Genomic DNA, 16105 nt, shown 5'->3' on the forward strand with positions numbered 1-16105 from the left:
TATTTTCAGATATATCTGTATCTATATTTATCTGCATCTATATTTTGACAATTAAGGTGGAATAATGGTATACTGAAGCTGTTCGTACTAACCCAAAAGGAATACCTGACGGAGAAGGCGAGGAGAATACGTAAAGCCGGAAATCCATGCCTCTTGGCGTGGATTTTTTAGATGTACGTAAATCAATAAGAATAGTTACCTGTACGGACAGAAAGCGAGGATCATTATGAAAAAAGCATTACCAGTATTGATGGCATTAGCTGTGACAGCCGCCGTTTTAACCGGCTGCGCCAAAGGCAGTACAGAAACCACTGCAGCAAGCGCTGCAGAGACCACAGAAGCCTCTTCTGCGGCGGAAGAATCCGCTTCCGTGACAACGGCGGAAACATCAGAGGCCGAAGAAACCGCCGACTATTATACCTTAAAAATCGGCTCCTTAAAGGGACCTACTTCCATGGGGCTTGTGGAGCTGATGGACAAGTCTGAAAAAGGCAAGGCAAAAGGCTCCTATGAATTTACCATGGTAACCGCTGCCGATGAACTGCTCGGAAAAGTTGTGAGCGGAGAACTGGATGCCGCACTGGTACCGGCGAATATGGCTTCTATTATTTACAACAAAAGCAATCATGGCATAAGTGTCATTGATATCAACACTCTGGGCGTTCTCTACGGGGTGTCCGCTGACAAATCCATTAAAACCACGAAAGACTTAAAGGGAAAGACCATTTACTTAACCGGCAAGGGAACCACACCGGATTATGTGCTCCAGCATGTGCTGAAGGCCAACGGTTTAACCACCGACGATGTTACCCTGGAATATAAATCGGAGTCGGCAGAGGTTGCTGCTATTCTGAAGGAAAAGCCGGATGCTGTCGGACTTCTTCCCCAGCCATTTGCACTGGCCGCCGTTGCCCAGAATAACACCCTTAAAATGGTTCTTGACTTAACAAAGGAATGGGATGCTGCTGCGGACGAAAACAGCGGAAGCCTGGTGACCGGGGTTACCATCTGCCGCAACGATGTGCTGAACGATCACAAGGAGGCCGTCCAGACCTTTATGGCCGAGCATAAGACTTCTGCCGAATACGCCAATACCAATGCCGCCGAAGTTGCTGTTCTGGTGGCTGCTGCCGGAATCATTGAAAAAGCCCCCATTGCGGAAATGGCCATTCCTTACTGCAGCATCACCTACATTGACGGAGATAAAATGAAATCCCAGTTAAGCGGATACCTTAAAGTTCTGTTCGATATGGATCCGTCTACGGTTGGAGGAACTCTGCCAGACGATGATTTCTACTATCTGCCATAGTCACGGAAAAACCGGTACGCCCTGCGGGCATCCCTTTATGCCCAGAAAGCGGGGCAGGAAAGAGGTAATTATGAAATTAGCAGTCCGGCCTTTCAAAAAGGCCGGTATCATCATTTTCTGGCTTATGGTGTGGCAGGCAGTAAGCCTGGCCGTGCATAACAGCATTATACTGGTAGGTCCTCCGGAGGTAATCCGGGCTTTATGGACCCAGGCAGCGGTGCCGGATTTCTGGAAAACCATAGTTCTCTCTTTTGGCAAGATCAGCCTCGGATTCATCCTGGCTTTTGCAGCCGGAATCCTGGCAGGAGGTGTTTCTTACCGTTTTCCAGTTTTCAAAGACTTGCTGGAACCGCTTATGTCACTCCTGAAATCGGTTCCTGTGGCTTCCTTTGTCATTCTGGCACTTATTTGGATCGGCTCTGAAAATCTATCCATTTTTATTTCTTTTCTGGTGGTATTTCCCATGATTTACGTAAATACCATGGCGGGATTCCTAAATACCGATCCCAGGCTCCTTGAAATGGCCGAGGTCTTTCATATGCCCGCCGGGAAAAAACTTATTTACATTTACCGTCCCGCCCTTCTTCCTTACCTCATAAGCGGATGCCGGGTGGCTCTGGGCATGAGCTGGAAATCAGGCATTGCCGCAGAGGTCATCGGAGTTCCGGGCTATTCCATCGGTGAAAAATTATATATGGCAAAGATTTACTTGAGTACTGCGGATCTGTTTGCCTGGACACTGGTGATTATTGTAATCAGTGCATTCCTTGAAAAATTCGCGTTATGGCTCTTAAGCCTGGCGGACCCGGGATCGCTGAACTTAAGAGAAGGGAGGTTTCGTCCATGGAGCTAAAAGTGAATGGGCTTTCAAAAGCATTTGGAAACCTCAATGTATTAAATCAGGTAAATCTCTCCCTTCACTCAGGCCGTATCTATTGTCTCATGGGGCCTTCAGGCTCCGGAAAAACTACATTTTTCCAGATTCTGCTGGGACTTGAACAGGCAGATTCCGGTACCCTGGAAGGGCTTCATGGCATAAGAACCTCTGCCGTATTTCAGGAGGACCGGCTGTGCGAGGCATTTAGTCCGGTTGATAACATCACCATGGTATTGCCTGGCCGTTCTTCCCGGATCAGGCAATGGGCTCATGAGGAGCTTTTACGGCTGCTGCCGGAAGAATCCCTTACCCGTCCCGTATCCACTTTAAGCGGCGGCATGAAGCGCCGCGTTGCCATTGTAAGGGCCGTAGCGGTTCCTTCTGACATGGTCCTGATGGATGAACCGTTTACCGGGCTCGATGAAGATACCAAACGGAATGTAATTCAATATGTAAAAGAAAAATCAGTAAATAAACTGGTCATGATCAGCACACACCAGGAGGAAGATGCAGCGCTCCTTCACGGAACGCTCATAAAACTATAAAAGCCAGTGGGAAAAACCGGAATTGCCTGCTCCTGTTAACAATTCCGGTTTTCACCACTGGCTCACTCTATATTTTGCTTTTATTACTTCAGTTTTAAGGTATCCAGGGCCGCCTCAATCTGGCCTTCTACCGCGCTGTCCGGTGACACAATGCTTCCGGCTGCACTGATATATTTCTTTGCTGCGGCATTATAGGAACCGGATATGGAATAATAGCGGACTCCGTCCTGAGGAGTCTTATAACGGATGGCATAGCGGAAAGTCTGGCTTCCATCGCTGCCATTCTCTACATTATAACGAACAAATTCCATGTCTTCTCCACGGCTGATTAATTTCTTGTATTCTTCCATGGTATCCGGATAAACCTCTCGTGCGCTGTCAGCATCCTCGCCTTCAATATAGGTAACTTCAAGCATATCGCTGCCATTGGGAGAAGTGAAAGCTACTGCGCTCTCATCACCATCTTCTTCAATGGTCCAGCCCTGCGGAGGCGTAATCTGATATTTTCCTGATACAGATGTAAAGACACCGGAGACAAGACTCCCCGCCTCGGATGCGGTCTCCTGGGTTGGTTCGGTTGTTTCCTCTCCTTCCCCTTCGGAAGTCTCCTCACTTCCCACTGTTTCTCCTGCATTTTTTGTATCTTCCGTATTTGTCCCGGTTGTTTCTGCGGCGTTTACCTCTGTAGGAGCCCCCTGCTTTGAGCCGGATTTTGTATTATCTTTGGATCCACAGGCTGTAGCCGCCATCATGACTGCCATCGCAATGGCCGTTACTGCCAACAATTTGTTTTTTCTCATTTTAATCACTCCTCATAATCAATATCATTCCTTGTGACGATGAGGATTATATCATTATCTGTACCAAATGTATAGGGGATTAAAGGAACTGAAAGAAACACAAAGAATTCTTAATAATTTTTCCATAAAAACCCCGGTTGCTCCAGCTCCAGTAATTTTACTTTAATATCCAGTCCGCCGCCATAGCCGACCAGGCTGCCGCCGGCTCCGATTATCCGATGGCACGGAATGATGATGGGAATGGGATTACGGTTGTTCGCCATACCGACAGCCCTGAATGCTTTTGGATTATCGATCTGAACTGCAATATCTCCATAGCTTCTGGTCTCTCCATAGGGAACCGTTAACAGCGCATTCCAGACCTTTTTTTGAAACGCTGTACCTTCAGGCTTAAGGGGCAGCTCAAATACCTGTCTCCTTCCAGCCAGATATTCCTTTAATTGTCCTGCAGTTTTTTCTATCATCTCCGTATGCTTCCTTATAGCACCCTGAGGCTCTGTTTCTCCAAAATCTATGCACAAAAGTGCCTCTTCATCGCATACAACCGTAAGTGCTCCCAAATCTGTCTCAAAGGTTTCCCAGAACTTCATTCCAATGTCCCCTCTTTCTTCTTATTATATGTATCAGGCTTTGAATAATTATGAAGGAACAACCCGGTGTTGGTACAAACTATCTGTTTTTTCAATTATTCCTCATAATTCTTTTAGTTTTTTTATGAAATGTTTATGGGTTAGTCAAACTTCTGTCATATTTTCCTCGTATACTAAATATTGTAAAGGAACCCCACCCTTTTAACATTGACTTTTTATTTTTCATACTCAGCCGGCAGGAACATCATCGATGTGACTGCCGGTTCCTCCCATTTCAGGGGCTTTTTCTCAAGAGAAATTAAGTACATACGGACTACCATACGAATTTGTAATTTTTTCTAAAATATTGTTGACAAAATGGTGGCCATCATATATAATAACTCTTGCGTTGCGGAAAAGCAATCGAAAAATGAAGGGAAATACCTTCGGGGTGTGGCTCAGCTTGGCTAGAGCGCCTGGTTTGGGACCAGGAAGTCGCAGGTTCGAATCCTGTCACCCCGACTTGAGAGGAAGACTGTTTCTGTAGTTCCTGCCTTTCATGTTAATATGCGGGTGTAGTTCAATGGTAGAACACCAGCCTTCCAAGCTGGATACGTGGGTTCGATTCCCATCACCCGCTTTTGAGTCTGTAGCTCAGTTGGATAGAGCAACGGCCTTCTAAGCCGTGGGTCGGGGGTTCGAATCCCTTCAGGCTCGTTTCACATCTCAGACCAAAGGTGTGAAATTTATGGTGGGTATGGCGAAGTTGGTTATCGCGCCAGATTGTGGCTCTGGAGGCCCAGGGTTCGAATCCCTGTACTCACCTTTCCCTTTAGGGGAATTTTTTTTTATCAGGATATGTTATTGGGCTATCGCCAAGCGGTAAGGCACAGGACTTTGACTCCTGCACTCGTTGGTTCGAATCCAACTAGCCCAGTATGGGATACTAGCTCAGGTGGTAGAGCACTTGACTTTTAATCAAGTTGTCCGGGGTTCGAATCCCCGGTGTCTCATGAATGACAGAGAAAGCGGAATCTGGTGACAGAATCCGCTTTTTTTAATTTCTGTCTCCTATCTGCTTTGACTTCCTGAAAAACTTTTAGTATACCTAACTTTTTTTGTATATTCTATTTTAAAATCAATTCTTTCCTTCTTCTTTTTTAGATATAATGTAGATTGTTCTTTCCAGACTTCAATACTATAATGGTTTTATCAAAGGAAAGAGAGGTGTTATTTATGACATTCCTTGCTTATATCGTAGTTTTCTCACTGCTTGCATTGGACATCTATCCGATTATCCGCAAAGAGACCCGCGAGGTTTAATTGATCGACACGCTTAACTATAAATTCTTGACAATTCCCTCATCAAATGGTATCATCTATGTTGTGTGTCAGCGGGTATGGCGGAATTGGCAGACGCGCCAGATTTAGGTTCTGGTGGGAGACCGTGCAGGTTCAAGTCCTGTTACCCGCATTGCTTAAAGGCCCTAGTAAATACAAGAATTCCTTGTAAATACTAGGGCCTTTGTATATTAGACATTGCAGCAAATTGCTGAATAAGGAACACTTATACCTATAAATACAACATGATATCACACGAAAATGCAGTCAGAAAATGATATAATTCACTCATGAAATAGGCGGGCCCGGAATATCGGATACCGCCTGTATTAGTTTGTCAATATTCAATTAAGCCACTTTGGATTTATGCGGTTTTCAGCCGTTTTTATGTATTACAAGTATATGGCGTATTTGTTCTTATTAAATCGAACTCGTATTATAATAAGGAAAGAACTGATTATTTTCTATCTTAAATTAGTGAATTATAGAAACTAAATACCTTCCAAAATCTGCCTTTGACTTTCAGAATTTCTATATGTATCACCATTCCTTTCTTGTAAAATTTCCCATTTCTCCTTATACTGTACTTACAGGCTCCTGCCAGAGCTGAGTACGAAAGAAAGGCGAAAAATATGAGTACGATTTCTATTTCAGATATAATTCAACTGTTTGGTATTTTAATTTCTTTAATTACAGGTATCATTGCTATAGTAATTTCTGTAAAAACATTAACTCAAAATAATCAAATGATTGAGGAGTCCACGCGCCCATACCTTACAATTTACACTGGAACTACTTATTTCCAAGATACTGCATACTTCATAATTCTTAAAAATTTCGGACAAAGCGGTGCGTACATTACCAATTTTAGTTGTAATAGAAGCTTTGAAGAATATACGTGTCTTGGGAACAGCATCCCCTTTCGACATATAATCAATACTCACATTGCCCCAGGGCAGTCCTTCCGCTATAGAATAGATAGTACTAAATTGCTTGAAGATCGGGATCCATTAGTTTTTTCTATTGAATACAAGACTCAAGAAAAAAGTTATAGCGAATCTATTGTTATTAACATAGAAGCGGATCTCGATGTAGTACATTCCAGAGCTAATTCCAAGGATAAAGAACTACGCACAATTTCATTTGCCCTGCAAGATATTGCTGAAAAAATGCTATAAGATAATTTTCTTAGTATTTAACAAATCTTTGCATTCACCTAATATGAATTCATACACCTGATGGGAGTGCGCTTCTTCCGGAAGTTCACTCTCTATAGTCTTTAATACACTCTCACAGACATTATCAATTGCAGACCGTTTTAAACATACCTCATTATCAAAAGAAATAGCTGCATCAATCAGCCTCTCTCTCCTCCTCATTTTCAATGTGCTGTTAAGCGTCCTGATTTTCTTCCAGCAGACTGTCTACCGTTACGCCCAGTAGCTTTGCTACTTTTTGAATCTTCAGCTAATAAGCCAAAACAATACTTCTCAATCTGAACTAGAAAAGGCTTTAGGTTTTGGAAAAGGAACTATAACGAAATGGAAAGGAACTACCGCCCCTTCTGCCGACAAATTATTGAAAATCGCAGAATATTTCGGAGTGACAATTGATTACCTCATGACTGGGCGAACGGGTAATGATGTTGGTTCGCCATGTCCAGACTGTGGATTAATGTATGAACCTAATGATGTTGATGATGTAAAATATCACGAACGACTACACTCGTCTTGGGAAAAAGCCGTTGAAAAATATGGAAAATTATATTGTGATTATGCAGAAAGAGAAAAAATCAAAGGGAAAAACAGAACTATCAGAAGCAACATTTTGCTTCCATTAATTGAGAGGTATAATGCCGAACTTTTAGTTCTGAAATGCTTATTTTCAAGAAGTCTTCAGCGAAATCAATTTGAACTAGACCATGTAAACTTTGAAGGATATGTTGCAATGATGATGAACAATGAAAAGTACCGCAGCTACCTAGATGAAGAATTATGTCAAAAATTAATAGATGAATACGGTACCTTACCAGGAATTAGAAATGGGGAATCATATTACTACCCTGAAGAGAATACTGCTGATTTTAACAAATTAGCTTCATCCTATACTCAGCTAAATTCCAATAACAAAAAAAAGATTATTAATTATGGTAAAAGTCTTCTTAATATACAGCAAGCCGAAGAAGAACAGAAACATCTTATGCCAGATGCCGCCCACCAACGTACAGACCTTTCAAAAGACGAATTAAACAATGCAGCAAGAAATAAACATGATGACGATATCATGGACGATTCAAATTTCTAGGGGGATGAATTATTATTGAGCTATGAAGAACTATTAGAGGAAGCAGAAGTGGCCGGGCTTATCGTAAAAGAAAAGCCTCTCCTGAATAATGATAGGCGGGTCAAAGGCAAGAGAATAGCTATAAGGCAGAACAATACCTACTCTTACAAAGAAAGCTGATGTTCTGGCAGAAGAAATGGGACATTATTATACTACGGTGGGGCGAATTGTTGAACAGGACAATGTCGATAGCGTAAAGCAGGAGCGGGCTGCCCGCTTATGGGGATATAATAAAAGAATTGGCTTTATAAAAATATGAGATTAAAATAACTATTTTTCACTGAACCATGATAATATAATATACTTACCCAGGCAGCCAGTAGAGCGGCTGCGGCACCCGTCCTGAGTCTTGACAGGAGGGATGCTTATGAGTACATATGAAGAATTTATGGTTATCATAGCTGTTGCTGGATTAATCGTATCTATCCTGAATTATACACATAAGAATTAGCCGCCCTGCTCCTGACAAAGTAGACGGCTATTCTTAGTTAATTATTTCGCCAGGACGGGGAGCCTTAACCTCCCTTACTGACTGTCTTGTTAAGTATATTATATGTCAATCTGCATTATTTGTCAAATTCAAAAATCGCTCCATGCAGATAACACCAAATTAAGATTAAAACAGCTTAAGGCTTTTTAATAAAAAACAAAAGAAAAGAGGGTATGAGTATGGGAACACAAGAATCTTATTTTGACGGAGGCCTTCTTCAGTTAATTGGCTGGCATTTATTGGGAGGTTTAATCACAATGTTTACCTTAGGTATCTGTTACCCTTGGGCATGCTGCATGATTTACAATTGGGAGATTAAGCACACAGTTATTGAAGGCCGTCGCCTACGTTTTACCGGAACTGCCATACAGCTTTTTGGTAACTGGATTAAATGGTTTTTGCTTTGCGTTATAACTCTAGGCATTTATAGCTTCTGGATGAGAATTGCCTTAATGAAATGGAAAGCGAAACATACGGAATTTGTAAATTAAAAAAATAAAAAACCCCAGGAGCTGCGAACTCCCAGAGCTTTTCACATAGATTTTCTCTTACCGGGCTTCCGGAAAGATACAATCACCTTAGACAAGTGAATTATATCATTTTCGGAACGTCCTGGCAAGGGGCGTTATTTTTATATTCAAAATAGAAAGACGTCCAGGTATTTGATTACGTGGATGAAAACAAAAAGAAGCATTACAAATCTTTTACCGCACCTACCAGGAAAGAAGCTGAATTCCTGGCCTTGCAATGGCGAAATAATAAAGAAGCTGAAATATCCGATATCACGGTATATGACGCTGTGACAAGGATATTGATTCAAAGCGCGGGGTCTTATCGCCAAGCACGGTCAGAACCTACGAGGGAACACAAAGAAACTACTTTAGCGGAAAGTTTGGAGTACTGCACTTAAAGAAGCTTGACAGTACAACGGTTCAGATATGGATAAGCGGTCTAGCCAAGGACTTAAGTCCAAAAACATGCGCCCTTACATCAGATGACATTAAGGGAAACACGGTTGATGTTAATAAAAGCATGGTTCTTGGACCTGATGGACAATGGCATGTTAAGCAACCCAAGACTTATAGCAGTTATCGCCAGATTGTCTTCCCTGATTTTGTGATGTCAAAATTAAAAGGAATAGTAGGAAAGAACTGATTCTTTTTTATGATTGCGGGCCCGGAATATGTACCGTATCCCATCCATAAATGATCTGTCACACTTTCTTGTCTGCTGTCATATTATTAAAGTGCATATCTGTCAAGGTGGAACTCTGAAACCTTTTTATATCCACCACATTTCAGGGCGGAAGCTTTCATCTACTGTAGACTTCCGCCTATCCTCATTATGGCACACAACTGCCATCACCAGTTACATCTATTATTACAGCCGCTGTTCCATAAGTGATTACTCATCTCTTATGCAGCAGCTCTCCGTTAAAAAATTTTATTTCAGAAGCTTTGCCAGCTGATCCGCATCAGGAATATCATCAAGCACCTTTGCATAATGGGCGAAAGTTACCGTAAGATCCGGCAGTAAAACGAACGAAGCCGGCAGCTGCAGTTCTTCTCCCTCATACCTTCCGTGACTAAAGCCAGCCGCCATTGCTTTTTCAACTTTAAGCATGGTTGCAGGTCCGGCAATATCCTTCTCGCTGGCCGCCGGAAGAATCTCAAACTCCCGATAAAGCTCTTCTTCGGGATCACATATGATTTCAAATGGCAGCGCATCTTCACTGCCCAGTTCCTCCTTCAACAGATCCGGATCACTTTGAAGCACCACAAGCAATTTTCCGCCGGACGCCTGGATCTTTTCATAATTCCGGACGTACTGTGCAAGATCATACTGACACAGCGTGCAGCCGTAATAACGCAGGAACACCAGCGCAACCTTCTTGCCGTCTGCCGCTTCACTCATCCGGACATCCTTCCGGAACGGCGTGGAAAAGGTAAAATCAGGCATTCTGTCATTGACATAAATTTTTGCCATATATCTCTCCTTTCTTCCCATTCAGGAAATTGTCATGCGCGAAAAACGTACTGGTCCAGTCGCCTCATAGCTTCCTCAACTCTGCTGAAAGGAAGTGCCAGATTTAAACGGATCGAGCATGGTCCATGGAACATGCGTCCGTCCTGCCAGGCAACCCCCACATCCCAGCCCCTCTTTTCCAGTTCATCAATCGTCCTGCCATTTCGTTCGCACCATTCCGTACAGTCCAGGAAAAGCATATACGTGCCCTGAGGCTTGGACAGCTTCACACCTTCAAAATGCTTCGTAATGTAATCATAAGCGTAATTTACATTGCCGCTGAGAACCTCACACAGCTGATCCACCCACTCACTGCCCTCCGGCTTATAGGCGCCGATCAGCGCATGCATGCTCAACACGTTCATGTCATTGTAATGGGGCTTGCTGCTCTGGGCACGCACACGGTCACGCAGATATTTGTTATAAATGATATGGTAGGAGCCGATCAGGCCGGCCAGATTGAAGGTCTTGCTGGGCGCATACAGGGCTGCCGTACGCTTCCGGGCATCTTCACTGACAGACTGCACCGGAATATGCTTATGGCCGTTTAAAAGAATATCGGACCAGATCTCATCGGAGATGACTACACAGTCATTGGATTGATAGACCTCCATGGCCTTTTCGATCTCCCATTTTTCCCATACACGTCCGCAGGGATTATGAGGATTGCAAAAAATCGCAACATGAATATTGCGAGCTTTGATTTTGGCATCCATGTCCTCATAGTCCATGCGCCATACACCGTTTTCGTCCAGCTTGAGAGGGCTGTGAATGATTTTACGGCCATTGTTTTCCACACTCATGGTAAAGCCAATATAGGTAGGTGAGTGAAGCAGAACCGAATCACCTGGTGCGGAAAATGCGTTCAGGACAGAAATGACGCCGCCCAGAACGCCGTTTTCGTATCCAACACACTCCTTCGTCAGGCCGGTCACTCCGTTGCGTGTCTCGTGCCACCGGATGATGGAGCTGTAATACTCTTCCACCGGACTAAAATACCCGAATGCCGGATGCTTGGCCCGTTCAATAATAGCTTCCGGAATTGTCGGAACAGTAGGAAAATTCATATCGGCAACCCACATGGGTATAATATCAAATCCGGCCTTTGGAAGATCCGGTGTAAAACCAGGCATTGTCCCCAAACCGTCCACTGCAATGGCGTCTTTGCCTCTGCGGTCGATAATAGAAGTAAAATCATATTTCATCGCATTGTTCTCCTTTTTCATTATCCGGCCTTTTCGGACGGAAACCCGTCTGAAAAAGCAACATATAATTTGTATACAATCTCATTTTATCAGTCCTGATCATCTGCAAGCGCCTGGTTAATAATCATCTGTTTATTTGTTTCCAGGCTCTCTTTATTTACCGCACCTGATTTTATTCGTAACAGCGAAAAGCCCCAGCACACAGCCAGTATAACTACAGAAGCAATAATATCCATTCCCTTTAAATCTTTAAACAAATTGTAAGCTACGATCCCGGCGCAAACTGCAGACAGCACGCATATTACGTTATACAAGGGAATCGGCATGCGAAGCGTACATTTTTCCCACTGGTCCGGGTACTGTTTCGGAAGGGCGATGCAGGCCAGATTCAGGTATACGTTCATCAGCATGGAAGGAATCATTACCAGGGAAATTATGGAGTCAAGGCTGAATCCAAGCAGGATCGGCAGCACGCTGAGCAGGTAAAAGATCAGCTGGATCACCCATGGGTAACCGCTTTTTGTGGTCTTTTTAAAAACTGGAGGAAGCCATCCGTCTTCGGCTATTTTCATCAGGGGATAGCGCAGCATGGCAATCCCTCCCAACAGGCTGGTTGCAATGGTAAATACACCTCCCCCCAGGACAAACATGATATAAATGCTGATCAGATTACCCGGGATCAGCTCTACAAAACACAGGATTTTCTCACCAATTATCATGGTGTCAGCAAAAGTAAAAATTTCATTTCCAATACGTATTTTATCAAAAATGAAAACCGTCTCATTGGCTTGCTTTGTGTCAACCGTAATATAACTGCCATTCATAATCTGGATCTGGCTTTGTCAAATTTGAAAAAACAATATAATTTGTCAGAAGGAAGAAATGATATTCAGGAAGATCTGGGTACTCCAGTGGAAGAGATGCTCTCCACACTTGTGGCTCAGGCTGTAAAAAAAGTGGGAATCTCACCGCAGCGCATGTCGCGTCAGGAAAAGATAAATATTGTCCATCAGCTAAACGAGCAGGGCGTTCTGACAATGAAGGGAGCCGTTTCCGAAATTGCACAACAGCTTTTCATTTCTGAACCTACGGTTTACCGTTACTTAAAACGAAAATGACGCCCAGCGATTCAGATGGCAGAAGAAAAATCAGAATAATAGATATGTGTTACTGTACACATATTCAGGGCGGAAATCTCATCTTTTTACAGATTTCCGCCCATCTTGTCTTAATCACAGTCGCAATCATCGTCACAATCACAATCATCATCGCAATCACAATCATCATCGCAATCACAATCATGGCCGCAATCATAATCATGGCCGCAATCACAATCATGGCCGCAATCACAATCATGGTCGCAATCACAATCGTCATTATTATCAGGATCATTCTGCCAGCGGCATCGAGGATTTCTACAGCCATCTCTGAAACCAGCCCAGTAAGCTTCTTTTCTTTCCCGTTCGCACCGGTTACGATTCCGGTCACGGTCCCAATCACCGTTACGATCCCAATCACCGTCACGATTCCAATCACCGTTACGATCCCAATCACGGTCACGGTCCCAATCACCGTTACGACCCCAATCACGGTTACGGTTCCAATCACCGTTACGACCCCAATCACGGTTACAATCCCAATCACGGTTACCCCAGTTACGTCTGTTACATCCGCTATTAAAGCAACTCATACATTTCACTCCCTCTCAATCATAATTATACTATATTATATAGGACATGTAGAAAAGATGTGAAAATGAGGGAGCCTGTCCAAAATCAAAGTTGTCCGCATTCATAATATTCGTAACTTTTTCCATTTTATAATATTGGGGCTTTACAACCGTTATATAATTTTCTGGGAGGTGATAATTTGAAACATTGGAAAAAGAAATGCGAAGAAAAATTGGCAAAAGAATTTGACCAGCTGGAGGCTTCCAGCAGAGAGTTGAAAGTTCCTCCTGCGCCGCCAGGAGAATTTGAAGACATCATAGCCGAAATGGAGCGCAGAGGAATCAAACCCAGAATCAGAAAAGAATTAAAAGAAAGGAAGTAGGCGGGCCGGGTTACCGAAAACCCGCCATTTGACCCATGCTCTGAGAATTTCTCAAGAGTCGGGAGACATTCCGGATCCAGATCAAAAAAAGCTTGTCATTTTATTCTGATAATCTGCATGGAATCCACCATTGAGTTGAAAATTTTATATCAAAACACCTAACAGCTGATCAAATATTCCCTCCGCATCCACCCGGCCATATCCCCATATATTATTGGGATACGTATTTGTATCGTCACGCTGTGCTCCGCGTATTATCAGACGGTTGACCTGATTTCCGGTAACAGCAGTGTAATTGCCCTTGCTGTAAGCCCATTCCATAACCATGGCTGCGATCCCGGCCGCATGAGCTGCTGCTGCTCCGGTACCGGTGGCCGTACCATATTGGTTATCCGGAATCGCGCAGGGAAGCTGGTAACCCGGAGCCCCTACATCGGGTTTGACCTGCGCCAGCCTGGTATAGCCTCTGCTTGATTCGTTTAAGATATTGTTATTCAGCTGATTATAAGCAGTAACCGTGAGCGGGTGTACGGCGTCTCCCGGAGAGGTTATGGTCGTATCTGGATTTGCATTCAGGAAAAAGGTCTCATTGGATATCAGATTTCCAGAAGGCAGCCAGCAATGAAATGAAAATGGTTCATTGTCTTCGCTGCCGACCCGAAAATACCACATTCCCGGATCTGCATTTTGAAAACGCACTAAAATCAACTGATCCCCTGTTTCTTCTTCAAAAATTATGTTGTTAATCCAGATAACGCTCTGGCTTGATTGAAAGACGATTCTCTGACATCCGTCAAATGTGGGATAGATGATTTGCGAAGATTCCCGGGTTGGTGTGGAAATCTCTATAAAAAGCCTTGACGGTATATAAGGCCAGATTTCCATAGAAAATTGTCTGTCATAATTCCCTATCTTTAACTGGAAATCGTTAAAGTAAGGGGCCGTCTGCGTATTATTATAATAATGTCTCAAACTATTTCCTTCATTTCCGGCAGAAACTGTTACACCAATTCTGGGAAGCTGTACAAGATAATCCAGATAAACACTGGAAGCGGAACGCCCGTCATGTCCCCCCTGGCTGCTTCCGAGAGCAATGCATATTACAATAGGACGGTTCAGTCTTTGAGCCATAGATACCAAATACCGGACTCCGAGTATGATATCTGATTCCTGGTAGCATAGAGCTCCCCCCGGGACAAAAAAAAGACTCTTCAGATTATCCTTGGCCTCTTTCAGCTTTACAACTATTAAATCAGCATTTGGAACAACGCCGCTGAAGGTGGAATCCTCATTAGGCCTTCCCGCGATAATGCTTGCAATTGCAGTTCCGTGCCGGCTGATATCAACGGATGGAACAATCGCCAGAGGATCCTCTGATAACAATGCAAAATTTATAAGTTCCCTGGTGTATTCAGCTCCATAAGTAAAGCCCTGGGGAGGCGTGCCGCCCTGTATTGTCTGGTCCCATATGGCAAGGATCCGGGTCGTCTTGTCATTATGCATAAATACCGGATGCCTGTAATCAATGCCGGTATCAACAATTCCAATGATTACTCCTCTTCCAAACAGATTAAGGCCTGGGTTATTCTGAACGGCTGAAATACCGGATTTCTCAATGCTTACCATAGACTCCAGTGTATATAAATTGGGAAAGGAATGATATGCGTTTATACCTAAGTCACAGATATCCACCTCTTCTTTCAGAATATGAAGCAAAGAATGCGTTTCATTCAGAATCGTAATATTATCGCCGGTATTATAGGACGGAACCACAGCATTACTTATGATCAGGTCATAATACCTATTGTCCAGTATTTTTTCCATATTTTAGTCTCCCGCCTGTTTCTATGGAGCATTTGGTATATTTTATGCAGCAAAGCTCCCATTATGAGTATAAGAACGGCTATGGCTGAAGGATAAAATATCAAAATCCCGCATTTAATCCGTATATTGGTCTTTTAATAGGTTTAATCACTTTATATATTCATAATTACCCGGTATTTACAAGAAATTATCTATAAATACATAAAAAATTACTTATTTTACTTTACTAAAATCATTTCTTGCGTTATAATTTATGTAACTCTTCTTAGGAGTGCCGTATTTCCCCAATCCTGCGGTGCTCCATTTTTTATTTTATCTTCCATCCCAAGTCCGCTTTTTTCTTTCTTTCACAGACTCTTCACATTTCCATCAAATTCTAAACACATTTTCAAGGTATAGTAATTCCTGTAAACAGGCCAGAGAGACCTTTTATATAAACTTTTTTTCATACTCAGCCGGCAGGATTCCCCCCTGCCGGCTTCCTCCATGGTATTTCACATGAAGCAGGAACTGATACCGGGCTTCATCGATCCATTTCCATAATATTTCTCAAGCTTATCCTCAAACACTTCCTCACCGGTTTTCATTCCTCTCTGCAGCCAGCTCCATCTGCGTATCCCTCCCTTATTCGGATCATATGGCACTATAATGGATCTATTATATTCCATATGATCCGGAGCGGCTACGCATTGCTTGCCAAATCCCATGGGAGAGCTTACATTTCT

The 16105-nt window shown here is 43.2% G+C and carries 17 protein-coding genes, 7 tRNA genes and 1 pseudogene; 17 read left to right on the forward strand and 8 right to left on the reverse strand.

The genetic code is table 11. The features are described from left to right. The first annotated feature begins 226 nt into the window (after positions 1–226). From BQ9856_RS03325 to BQ9856_RS03335, 3 genes are all read left to right on the forward strand, one after another. Positions 227–1309 (forward strand): ABC transporter substrate-binding protein, encoded by a 1083-nt coding sequence (locus BQ9856_RS03325; RefSeq protein ID WP_077609700.1) that lies wholly within the window; start codon positions 227–229, stop codon positions 1307–1309. A gap of 70 nt (positions 1310–1379) precedes the next feature. After that, complete coding sequence (locus tag BQ9856_RS03330) at positions 1380–2162, forward strand: ABC transporter permease (protein ID WP_077610022.1); 783 nt, start codon at positions 1380–1382, stop codon at positions 2160–2162. Then, positions 2153–2731, forward strand: coding sequence for an ATP-binding cassette domain-containing protein (locus BQ9856_RS03335; RefSeq protein WP_077609701.1), 579 nt, complete (start codon positions 2153–2155; stop codon positions 2729–2731). The genes BQ9856_RS03330 and BQ9856_RS03335 overlap by 10 nt, the downstream gene beginning before the upstream one ends. Positions 2732–2814: 83 nt before the next feature. Here the strand turns inward: BQ9856_RS03335 and BQ9856_RS03340 are convergent, their stop codons facing one another. Beyond that, complete coding sequence (locus tag BQ9856_RS03340; RefSeq protein WP_077609702.1) at positions 2815–3531, reverse strand: hypothetical protein; 717 nt, start codon at positions 3529–3531, stop codon at positions 2815–2817. Positions 3532–3641: 110 nt separating this feature from the next. Beyond that, entirely contained in the window at positions 3642–4121 is a 480-nt protein-coding gene (locus BQ9856_RS03345; RefSeq protein ID WP_077609703.1) for a methylated-DNA--[protein]-cysteine S-methyltransferase, read from the reverse strand. Between the two features lie 426 nt (positions 4122–4547). Here BQ9856_RS03345 and BQ9856_RS03350 point away from each other — a divergent pair. The 11 genes from BQ9856_RS03350 (at position 4548) to BQ9856_RS03400 (ending at position 8765) form a co-directional block, all read left to right on the forward strand. Beyond that, positions 4548–4622: transfer RNA gene (locus BQ9856_RS03350), tRNA-Pro, on the forward strand. Between the two features lie 47 nt (positions 4623–4669). After that, positions 4670–4740 (forward strand) — tRNA-Gly (locus tag BQ9856_RS03355). A gap of 3 nt (positions 4741–4743) precedes the next feature. Beyond that, positions 4744–4817, forward strand: a tRNA-Arg gene (locus BQ9856_RS03360). Between the two features lie 33 nt (positions 4818–4850). Beyond that, positions 4851–4926 (forward strand) — tRNA-His (locus BQ9856_RS03365). Between the two features lie 39 nt (positions 4927–4965). After that, positions 4966–5037, forward strand: a tRNA-Gln gene (locus BQ9856_RS03370). Between the two features lie 3 nt (positions 5038–5040). After that, positions 5041–5113: transfer RNA gene (locus BQ9856_RS03375), tRNA-Lys, on the forward strand. 381 nt (positions 5114–5494) lie between these two features. Continuing rightward, positions 5495–5574 (forward strand) — tRNA-Leu (locus BQ9856_RS03380). 499 nt (positions 5575–6073) lie between these two features. Beyond that, positions 6074–6619 (forward strand): hypothetical protein, encoded by a 546-nt coding sequence (locus tag BQ9856_RS03385; protein WP_077609704.1) that lies wholly within the window; start codon positions 6074–6076, stop codon positions 6617–6619. A 277-nt stretch (positions 6620–6896) separates the two neighbouring features. Beyond that, positions 6897–7745, forward strand: coding sequence for a helix-turn-helix domain-containing protein (locus BQ9856_RS24455; RefSeq protein WP_159441931.1), 849 nt, complete (start codon positions 6897–6899; stop codon positions 7743–7745). Positions 7746–7760: 15 nt separating this feature from the next. Next, positions 7761–7904 (forward strand): hypothetical protein, encoded by a 144-nt coding sequence (locus BQ9856_RS24460; protein WP_159441932.1) that lies wholly within the window; start codon positions 7761–7763, stop codon positions 7902–7904. 549 nt (positions 7905–8453) lie between these two features. Continuing rightward, positions 8454–8765 carry a DUF898 family protein gene (locus tag BQ9856_RS03400; RefSeq protein WP_077609706.1) on the forward strand — a complete coding sequence of 104 codons (312 nt, stop codon included), beginning with the start codon at positions 8454–8456 and terminating at the stop codon, positions 8763–8765. Positions 8766–9717: 952 nt separating this feature from the next. On the opposite strand, the gene BQ9856_RS03405 is transcribed toward BQ9856_RS03400, so the two are convergent. The 3 genes from BQ9856_RS03405 to BQ9856_RS03415 all read right to left on the reverse strand — a co-directional run bounded on the left by BQ9856_RS03405 (position 9718) and on the right by BQ9856_RS03415 (position 12154). Continuing rightward, positions 9718–10260, reverse strand: coding sequence for a peroxiredoxin-like family protein (locus tag BQ9856_RS03405; RefSeq protein ID WP_077609707.1), 543 nt, complete (start codon positions 10258–10260; stop codon positions 9718–9720). 32 nt (positions 10261–10292) lie between these two features. Further along, the gene (locus tag BQ9856_RS03410) at positions 10293–11504 is read right to left on the reverse strand and encodes a MalY/PatB family protein (RefSeq protein WP_077609708.1); all 1212 of its coding nucleotides are present in this window, start codon (positions 11502–11504) and stop codon (positions 10293–10295) included. Positions 11505–11593: 89 nt separating this feature from the next. After that, positions 11594–12154: an amino acid permease gene (locus BQ9856_RS03415; RefSeq protein WP_442855480.1), complete on the reverse strand. Its 561-nt coding sequence runs from the start codon at positions 12152–12154 to the stop codon at positions 11594–11596. 18 nt (positions 12155–12172) lie between these two features. On the opposite strand from BQ9856_RS03415, the pseudogene BQ9856_RS25625 reads away from it, so the two are divergent. Together BQ9856_RS25625 and BQ9856_RS03420 are read left to right on the forward strand one after the other, a co-directional pair. After that, positions 12173–12274 (forward strand): annotated as a pseudogene (locus BQ9856_RS25625) (hypothetical protein); the annotation flags it as partial. A gap of 69 nt (positions 12275–12343) precedes the next feature. Continuing rightward, positions 12344–12622, forward strand: coding sequence for a helix-turn-helix domain-containing protein (locus BQ9856_RS03420; protein WP_159441933.1), 279 nt, complete (start codon positions 12344–12346; stop codon positions 12620–12622). A gap of 64 nt (positions 12623–12686) precedes the next feature. On the opposite strand, the gene BQ9856_RS24465 is transcribed toward BQ9856_RS03420, so the two are convergent. Further along, positions 12687–13148, reverse strand: a complete 462-nt coding sequence (locus BQ9856_RS24465; protein ID WP_159441934.1) for a hypothetical protein — start codon at positions 13146–13148, stop codon at positions 12687–12689. A gap of 225 nt (positions 13149–13373) precedes the next feature. Between BQ9856_RS24465 and BQ9856_RS03430 the strand changes: the two genes are divergently transcribed. Next, positions 13374–13556 (forward strand): hypothetical protein, encoded by a 183-nt coding sequence (locus BQ9856_RS03430; protein WP_077609712.1) that lies wholly within the window; start codon positions 13374–13376, stop codon positions 13554–13556. A 144-nt stretch (positions 13557–13700) separates the two neighbouring features. Here BQ9856_RS03430 and BQ9856_RS03435 read toward each other — a convergent pair whose 3' ends face one another. Both BQ9856_RS03435 and BQ9856_RS03440 read right to left on the reverse strand, forming a co-directional pair. Then, on the reverse strand, positions 13701–15380 hold the full coding sequence (locus BQ9856_RS03435; RefSeq protein WP_077609713.1) for a S8 family peptidase: 1680 nt from the start codon (positions 15378–15380) through the stop codon (positions 13701–13703). A gap of 494 nt (positions 15381–15874) precedes the next feature. Further along, positions 15875–16087: a hypothetical protein gene (locus tag BQ9856_RS03440; RefSeq protein ID WP_077609714.1), complete on the reverse strand. Its 213-nt coding sequence runs from the start codon at positions 16085–16087 to the stop codon at positions 15875–15877. Between the last annotated feature and the right edge of the window lie 18 nt (positions 16088–16105).

The organism is Clostridium sp. Marseille-P2415 (assembly GCF_900155545.1).
Classification (GTDB): Bacteria; Bacillota; Clostridia; order Lachnospirales; family Lachnospiraceae; genus Lacrimispora.